Below are 7,616 nucleotides of genomic sequence, written 5' to 3' on the forward strand. Positions count from 1 at the left end.
GGGGTGTAACTGATCAAGGTGCCGGAGGCTGTGGCCGTACCTTTCGTCGCTTGCGTATCAATTGCCACYGAGACTGCCGCCCCTCCCGAGATAGCAATCGCGACCGCATTGTTCGAACTGTTCGCCGCAACCGTTTTAGACACAGCACCGGCAATCGGAAGCTGCTCGCTGATAGCAAGTGTATAACTCACGGAGCCGGGCACACCGTGTTGACGTCGGTGATATCAATCGTGAAGCTGGCGCTCCCCATCGATGTCGGTGTGCCCGAGATTTCGCCAGTGGCTGCATCAASAGCCAAACCTGCGGGAAGCGCATCTCCGCTGGCGAGCACAAATGTGTAGGGAGCCATTCCATTCGATACGGCAATTGCGCCGCTGGAATAGGAGACATTCTGGGTTCCGCTGGTCAGGGCACCTGATGCCGGTGAAATAGCGAATGTCGGAGCCGATACGGTGATCGTGACAGTTGCGGATGCAGAGGTACCGGCATCATTGGTGGCGGTATAGCTGAAGCTGTCGACCCCGGAATAACCYGGGTTTGGAGTGTAGGTTATCGCCGTGCCGGATGCCGTCGCGACACCCTTCGTTGCCTGGGTTGAAACAGCAACCGAGGTCGCTGCGCCACCCGAAAGGCTCAGCGTAATCACATTGTCTGCACTGTTGGCTGCAACAGGCGCGGAAACGGCGCCAACAATCGGCAGTTCGGCAATTTCCATCGTATACGCTGCGGCGTTCGTCTGAGCTATATCATCTTTCACGACAACCGTGAAATTATAGCTTCCCGCCGTTGTTGGAATCCCGGTAATTTCACCTGTGACGCTGAGTGATAATCCCGCTGGCAGCGTATCGCCATCAGCGACTGCGAAACTATAGGGTGCGACGCCATCTGAGGCGGAAAACGTCGCGGCATTATAGTTAACTCCAACAATTCCCGCTGTGAGAGCACCGGCAGCAGGCGAGATGACGGGCAGTTCAGCGTAAATGAAACTCTGGTTTTGCGAAGCCGCACCATTGCCGTTGGATACATTGACATCTGCAGCACCCGAAACATTCGCTGGAGCAATAGCCACGATCCTGGTTGGGCTAACGACTGTATAGCTGGACGCAGGTACCCCACCGAATGATACTTCGCTGACGCCAACGAAAGCGGTGCCTTCTACGGTGACCGAAGTTCCACCGCTTACCGACCCGCCGCGCGGGCTCAAAGACGTGATTGTTGGGGCGCTGCTATCATAACAGACAACCTGAATGGTAACGGCGCTGGACGTACCCGGCAGTTGATTGTCGACATCGACCTCTACGTTAAACGCATCGAAAGGAGGTGCGGAACTTGTTATCGTGTAAGTACCGGATTTCGAAAAATTTGGGTCATCGTCGGTGCCAACGACTAATATGTAATCATAGTTTGGNAAAACTAGTGCAACAGTTGCCGTGCTATTTGCCAACGCAGTGCCAGAGTGACTTGCTGTCCAGCTCAACGTCTCGCCAACGTCAAAGCTTGAATAGACCTCGTACGGCGATTCTCGCATGCCATTTGGGGGAGCGAATGTCTGACTGGTACCCCAGTCTGTGTTGATTGCGGTACATGTATTAGAGAGAGCGTGTGCGGGTACCGCAATGCCAGCGTACATCAACAGAGTTATGAGTGCCCTTNAAAACGACCATGCCCGCAACACCTTAAAAATAGAGGCTGCAAAACGCAAACCGACTGAGACTACGCGCTTTTTTAACGTCACCCGATTTTCCCCGCACCCTAGCCATCCCACCTGCCCCCGCAGGTTACATAAGGACAACAATACATATTATTCAGGTAGCGAGATTCGCATGACTTAGCCAGATTATTAACAACCAGTAGATGACCTAAGCGAATCATAATTCAACTCATGTGGCGCGTCGGTCACAACCTAATTGCAACTAAAGGGTTGCGGGAGGTGGATCAGCTTCCATGCCGTATGTCATGACGCAAAGACGACGGGAAGCTAGACTGGCGTGAGATTCAAAAAGTGTAAACAAAACAAAGACATTTGAATGGCAAGAACGGTAAGGCACTTCCTGAAGCATAATGGAAATTATTCTAGATTGCATATTTATGTTAATGCACTTATAAATTGATTCGATAGTAACAACCGCTATCTTTCAGTGCGCACGCCATAGGAGAATAAAAATGGATGCTTTCATTGCAACTATTTTGCCAACGGGTTTCAATTTCAATCCATACGGTTGGCAACTCTGCTGGGGGCAGCAAGTCAACGTCAATCAGTATCAGGCAGTGTTCTCGCTTTTGGCGAACTATTATGGCGGCGACGGAAAGACCTCTTTCGGCTTGCCGGATCTCCGGGGTCGCGTGCCGATCGGCTGGGGTGCGAAGGATGGCGGGAACCTAAACTATGCCATCGGCACCAAGTCCGGCAACGACGCCCAAGCCCTTTCCATTTCGCAAATGCCCGTCCACTCACACACTACGACCTTTGCGCCAACGAAAACTGACCTCGACCTCAAAACGGCGGCAGTGACTGGCAATCAAACAGTATCGGCAAAGCTGGACGTCTCGACGTCCACTGCTACCTCCAATCTAGCGACAGCAGGAACATATCTAGCCACCACAGGTGGTGCCACGACAAAAATTTACGCAGCAACAAGTTCGAATCCCGTGTCACTTGGGGGCGTCAGCGCTTCGCTGGACGGCTCTCCGTCCATACCTGAGCTTAGCATTACGGTTCCGGGCGTGGTGACTGGGGGAACCGTGACCGTTGGCACAGCCGGAGGCGGAGCGCCTGTAGATATTCGCCCCTCATCACAGGCCATCAACTTCATCATATGCATGAACGGGATATACCCTACCCGCGAATAGGGGAGATTGAAGCGTTATGGACATTCAACGTCTCTCTGCGGAGGTGTTTCTTCCGCATATCGGAGCCGATTTCTCCTTGCTGGGAGACGGCGACACGGTCCTCATGGTCAAGCTTGCGGATTGCAGAAAATATCCGCGTGGCACCATGCCAGGAACCGCGAGAACGGCTTTCAGGCTCTTGTTTGAGACAGCCGCGAACCAGATGCCGCCCAGAAACGATGGGATATTCACTATCCAACACGAAACAATCGGTACAGTCGGGCCGGTTCACATCGGCCGGGTGATTAGCGACCGAGCTGATACCGCCGTATTAGAGATCATCTTCAATTGATCCCAATCGGTCTTGGTTTTGAAAGGTGCTCAGGATCAAGAGGTGAAAGCGGCCTCTTTCGCTCGATGATGTTCAACAGGTAAATCTATGAATGGTTTCAACGGCTCCTTTGATATTTCCGGCGGCTTGACCTTGCGTTTTTGCCGACCAACCGACCAGGATTTTCTTCTGGAACTCTTCATGCAGGCGCGCCCTTGGCTTGCTTGGGCAGAAGGCAAAAAGGATTTCATACGCGATCTGTTTGAGCAGCAATACTCTATCATGCGGAACGGTCAGGAAGCGGTCTACCCCGAGCATCTTGATCTGCTGATAGAAAAGCTTGGAGAAAAGGTCGGGCGTGTCGTCTTGGACTTGGGATATGCAGACTGGCGGATCAGCGAGATCGAAGTCGTGTCAGCGGCTAGAACCACCGGCATTGGCTCCAACGTTATTCGTGGCCTGCAGGNCGCCGCCAGACGCGGCAGGCGATCTCTCACATTATCGACGCCGATTTTCGGTCCCAGCAACAATCAGCCCCTTTACGAAAAGCTAGGCTTCCGGGTCGCATCCCTGGCCCCTCCCCTCATCCACATGGTCTGGCAGCCACAGGAGTGATTGAGGCGAATATTCATCATCTGGTAGACGTTATATTGCCCGGCTAAAAGCTACGTATTCACCGATTTCCCAGCCTTCCTAATAAAGGGATTAATGATCTGGACAGGTATTGAAATCTGATATATCAGATTTCAACGCTGGGATTCAAGCCGTTCAGAGGCCTCGTAATGCTCAATACCATAGGTCTGCCCGCATCAGAGGAACGCATCGAGCGGCTCGATCCACAATTCCTGACGACGCTCAGAGACCATGTCCATCGTGCGCTTCGAACCGCCATATTATCGGGTCGCTTTGCTGCTGATGAACGCGTAAACGAGCGGCAGCTCGCAGAGCAGCTTGGGGTCAGCACAACACCTATCAAGGAGGCTCTTCGCCAACTCGAGGCAGAAGGACTTGTCGAGACTCTAGCAAGACGTGGCATCATCATTCGCTTCAATGCAGACTGGGCAGAAGAAACAATACTGGCGCGCGCAGCACTCGAATCCATGATCGCGCGCCTTGCAGCAAAACGTATCACGCAGGATGCTGTCCGCGCCCTGGAACAGACGATCGACAGAATGCGAACCGCCAGCTTAAACGCAGCGGCCGACGACCTCATCGAACTCAACGAGACATTTCACGACCAAATTCATGCCGCATCCGAATGCAGATATCTGGCCCGGATGATCGAGCGGCAGCGGTTCTACGACGCCAGCATTCGCCGGATCATCCATCTGGACCCGTCAGAGTGTGCGAAAGCACTGGCGGAACACATTGCCATTTCTACCGCAATCATCTCAGGCGAGAGCGATGAGGCTGAGAGAGCGATGCGTGACCACGTGATACGTTCCGGGAATACTTATTTGAGCATGANTTTCAATACGCGGGAGGAAATACGGTGAATTCAGCAATGGACAAAGTTCGCAAGGCGTTGACGGGAATATCAGGTGTGCCAGTCACACCTTATGCGGCTGATGGAAGCGTGGATACGTTGAAGCTTTCAACGCTGATTGCCGGTCTCGCCGATGCGGGCGTCCACAATTTGATGGCAGCCGGCAATACCGGGGAGTTCTTTACTCTGACCATGGACGAAGTTCGCCTCGTACATCGCACAACAATCATGGCGGCGGCCGGAAAAGCCTTAGTCAGTGCCGCGGTAGGTCGCTCACTGACCGAAGCAAAAGCATTGGCTCGCGATGCCATCGCCGAGGGCGCCGACGCCATAATGGGACATCATCCGATGGACCCCTTTGCCGGGCCAAGCTACCAGGCAAAGTACTTTCTGGATCTGGCAACGTCTTCGACGGTTCCTGTCATCGCCTACGTGCGTAGCGACAACTTGTCGGTCAGCGACTTCCGGCAACTGGCGTTGCATCCAAATATTGCTGGCATCAAATTCGCATCCAGCAACCTCATGCTGCTCGCAGAGGTCATTCGATCCACCAAAGACACGTCCACGATTTGGGTCTGTGGCCTAGCCGAAGGCTGGGCACCAGCATTTTATGCCATGGGAGCACGCGGATTCACCTCCGGACTGGTAAACGTTTTTCCAGAGCGCTCGCATGCCATCTACAGGGCGCTGGACGCAGGGAATTACGAAGAAGCACGAAACTTGATAGATGGGATTGCTGGCTTCGAAGCACTACGCACGAAATATTTTAATGGCGCAAACGTCACCGTCGTCAAGGAGGCGCTTGGAATGCTCGGTACAGACGTGGGTCCAGTACGCATTCCTGGTGTCGAGGCGCTAAATGATGTCGAACGTTCCGAATTGAAGGAAATCGTGGAGCGCATAAAAGTACAAAGATCTGCAAATCGCTGATAGGGAGCAAACCTCCGCTTTCAAATTTGCACATCTATGGGCGGGATTTTTCCAATTCTCCTCCATGGGTGTGGNAAAGGCCTTTTTCATACCGCATTGGTCCAGCGAGCAATTCGCGGCGCAACAAAAACACCACGAGCTTCAATATCATTTGGNAAAGCGCAATTTTTGGCTTGCATAGCGAGACAAATCATTTATACGACGCCTCAGCGAAGCCGCACGACGACTTCGACTGCGTTGGGGAATAGTTCAACGGTAGAACGACGGACTCTGACTCCGTTAATCTTGGTTCGAATCCAGGTTCCCCAGCCAACTCTTTTTACCCAAGTAATTTCAAAGCCTTACGGGCAACCTCGTACCTCAAGTCGTACCGCGTTATGTACCTCTCATCAACATCGCATTAGATGACCAGCGTATGAGGGTTTGANTTTGGTAACTTGAGATGCCGACGCTTTCTCTAGCTTCCATATTTCGAACTCGCCAATGGCCACGTCATTCCCCTTGTGCCGCGCCTAGAAGGCCAGCATCCCTCTGATGGATAGGATGGGGTCTGCTACGTCCCAGAAGACCTTTCCGGACACAACGCAAATTATAGCCCAGCAGACTTTTCGATGTAACGCTGGACGGGTGGACTGATCGGTAATCTCAACAAGAGGGAATGCCCACTTCGTATAACTAAACAGGATGCGATAGGCCCATAGCCCGACGAAACCGAGATAAATGTAGGCTGCAGCGGCGACCACATGGCCGGTGCTTGGTAGCTGATTGTTGATAAAGTCAGACGAGAGCCAACATAGATAAAACGCGAACGGGATAGACGCATCATAAAACCTTCTTAGTGACGGCGCAGTGCCCCGCCCCAATTCGGCTAGCATTTGCTTTATGAGCCTTACATCTTCCGGCATTCGGCATATCAGCGAAGCGATGAACATCGACCAAGCACCGCGCTGCGCTTCCGACAGCGCTTCACCTTGTTTAAGCGAGTTGAGAGCTGAAGCTGCTTTGCTGTCGACCGGCGACAGAAAATCGCGTTCCATCTCATAGGCTGTCTCGTCCCGCATGCCATCAATGGCATAAGCATGCCAACTTGGCCGATCGCTTCATTCCTTTCGTTGCTATGCACGAATTCGAAGGGTTGCTCTTCAGTGACCCGACGACAATGGCCCATTCTATGGGAGTGCCGGCACTCGCATCAGATTTCACGACCATAAGGGCGGCCTTCGAGACTCCCGAACATATCAACGACAGTTATCAGACTGCTCCTTCAAAACGACTGTTAGCTGCATTACCGGGATATCAAAAAGTTCTGCATGGCAACGTGGCGATGATCGATATCGGGCTAGCAACAGTCAGGAGTGAATGTCCAATTTTCGATAATTGGCTGAATGCTCTTGAACAACTCGTTTATCCTTGCATGTTCCCGCAGCTCTCAAAGAGGATTACTTCGAAGCCTGCGCAGTTTTGGCGGTGAGCCCGAAGGCTTCAGCCGCCTTATCGCGGCGATGCTTGCAAGGAATTCTCACAAAAGAGGGTTACAATAAAAAGGACCTCGTCAAACAGATCAACGACCTACTCGACGAGCGGGATTTGACGAAGTCGATTCCGCTCAATCTGCGTACAACGATTGACGCTGTTCGGCACTTTGGTAATTTTTCGGCTCATCCATTGAATGATGTCACAACTCTTCAGGTGATTCCGGTTGAGGCAGAAGAGGCAGAATGGTGCTTAGAGGTGATCGAAGAGTGCTTCGAGCATTTCTACGAGCGGCCCGCGTTAGCCCTTGAAAGGAAGGCTGCGCTTGACGAAAAACTGCTGCGCGCCGGGAAACCGCTCTCTAAAGGCCGCCCGGCATAGAGTATGAAGGAAAAAAGTCCAGAACAGTACAAAGATAAATTTATTTGGGCTGTCGCGCTAGGTGGGTTTGCCGGAGGCACGTTCTGCACCGGGCTCGCGTTGTCTGCACTTGGAGTGCACCCCATTTCACCGGACAGGTCGGCTAGGTTGATTTAGCTCTGATGAACTGCCGAGGGGAAGCCATCT

The 7,616-nt window shown here is 52.6% G+C and carries 9 protein-coding genes and 1 tRNA gene; 7 read left to right on the forward strand and 3 right to left on the reverse strand.

All coding sequences use genetic code 11. The features are described from left to right. Together CUC55_RS22950 and CUC55_RS00050 are read right to left on the reverse strand one after the other, a co-directional pair. Nucleotides 1-191 (reverse strand): hypothetical protein (locus tag CUC55_RS22950; protein ID WP_210200647.1); only part of this gene is annotated, 191 nt, incomplete at its 3' end. After that, nucleotides 188-1,630: a putative Ig domain-containing protein gene (locus CUC55_RS00050; RefSeq protein ID WP_103086617.1), complete on the reverse strand. Its 1,443-nt coding sequence runs from the start codon at nucleotides 1,628-1,630 to the stop codon at nucleotides 188-190. The genes CUC55_RS00050 and CUC55_RS22950, both read right to left, overlap by 4 nt. 533 nt (nucleotides 1,631-2,163) lie before the next feature. On the opposite strand from CUC55_RS00050, the gene CUC55_RS00055 reads away from it, so the two are divergent. From CUC55_RS00055 to CUC55_RS00080, 5 genes are all read left to right on the forward strand, one after another. Continuing rightward, nucleotides 2,164-2,850: a phage tail protein gene (locus tag CUC55_RS00055; protein WP_067654021.1), complete on the forward strand. Its 687-nt coding sequence runs from the start codon at nucleotides 2,164-2,166 to the stop codon at nucleotides 2,848-2,850. A gap of 16 nt (nucleotides 2,851-2,866) precedes the next feature. Continuing rightward, nucleotides 2,867-3,181: a DUF6916 family protein gene (locus CUC55_RS23435; protein WP_067654024.1), complete on the forward strand. Its 315-nt coding sequence runs from the start codon at nucleotides 2,867-2,869 to the stop codon at nucleotides 3,179-3,181. 761 nt (nucleotides 3,182-3,942) lie between these two features. Beyond that, nucleotides 3,943-4,656, forward strand: coding sequence for a GntR family transcriptional regulator (locus CUC55_RS00070; RefSeq protein ID WP_103086619.1), 714 nt, complete (start codon nucleotides 3,943-3,945; stop codon nucleotides 4,654-4,656). Nucleotides 4,657-4,664: 8 nt separating this feature from the next. Further along, nucleotides 4,665-5,576 (forward strand): dihydrodipicolinate synthase family protein, encoded by a 912-nt coding sequence (locus CUC55_RS00075; RefSeq protein WP_067654033.1) that lies wholly within the window; start codon nucleotides 4,665-4,667, stop codon nucleotides 5,574-5,576. Nucleotides 5,577-5,814: 238 nt separating this feature from the next. Next, a tRNA-Gln gene (locus tag CUC55_RS00080) sits at nucleotides 5,815-5,888 on the forward strand. A gap of 200 nt (nucleotides 5,889-6,088) precedes the next feature. On the opposite strand, the gene CUC55_RS00085 is transcribed toward CUC55_RS00080, so the two are convergent. Beyond that, nucleotides 6,089-6,613, reverse strand: a complete 525-nt coding sequence (locus tag CUC55_RS00085) for a hypothetical protein (protein WP_157940870.1) — start codon at nucleotides 6,611-6,613, stop codon at nucleotides 6,089-6,091. An 8-nt stretch (nucleotides 6,614-6,621) separates the two neighbouring features. Between CUC55_RS00085 and CUC55_RS00090 the strand changes: the two genes are divergently transcribed. Together CUC55_RS00090 and CUC55_RS00095 are read left to right on the forward strand one after the other, a co-directional pair. Beyond that, nucleotides 6,622-7,047, forward strand: a complete 426-nt coding sequence (locus CUC55_RS00090) for a DUF4276 family protein (protein WP_280940040.1) — start codon at nucleotides 6,622-6,624, stop codon at nucleotides 7,045-7,047. 35 nt (nucleotides 7,048-7,082) lie between these two features. After that, a complete protein-coding gene (locus tag CUC55_RS00095) occupies nucleotides 7,083-7,430 on the forward strand; it encodes a DUF4145 domain-containing protein (protein WP_245304067.1) in 348 nt (115 codons plus the stop codon). The last annotated feature ends 186 nt before the right edge of the window (nucleotides 7,431-7,616 follow it).

The sequence above is a fragment of the Agrobacterium bohemicum genome, from assembly GCF_002896715.1.
In the GTDB taxonomy this organism is placed as follows: Bacteria; Pseudomonadota; Alphaproteobacteria; order Rhizobiales; family Rhizobiaceae; genus Agrobacterium; species Agrobacterium bohemicum.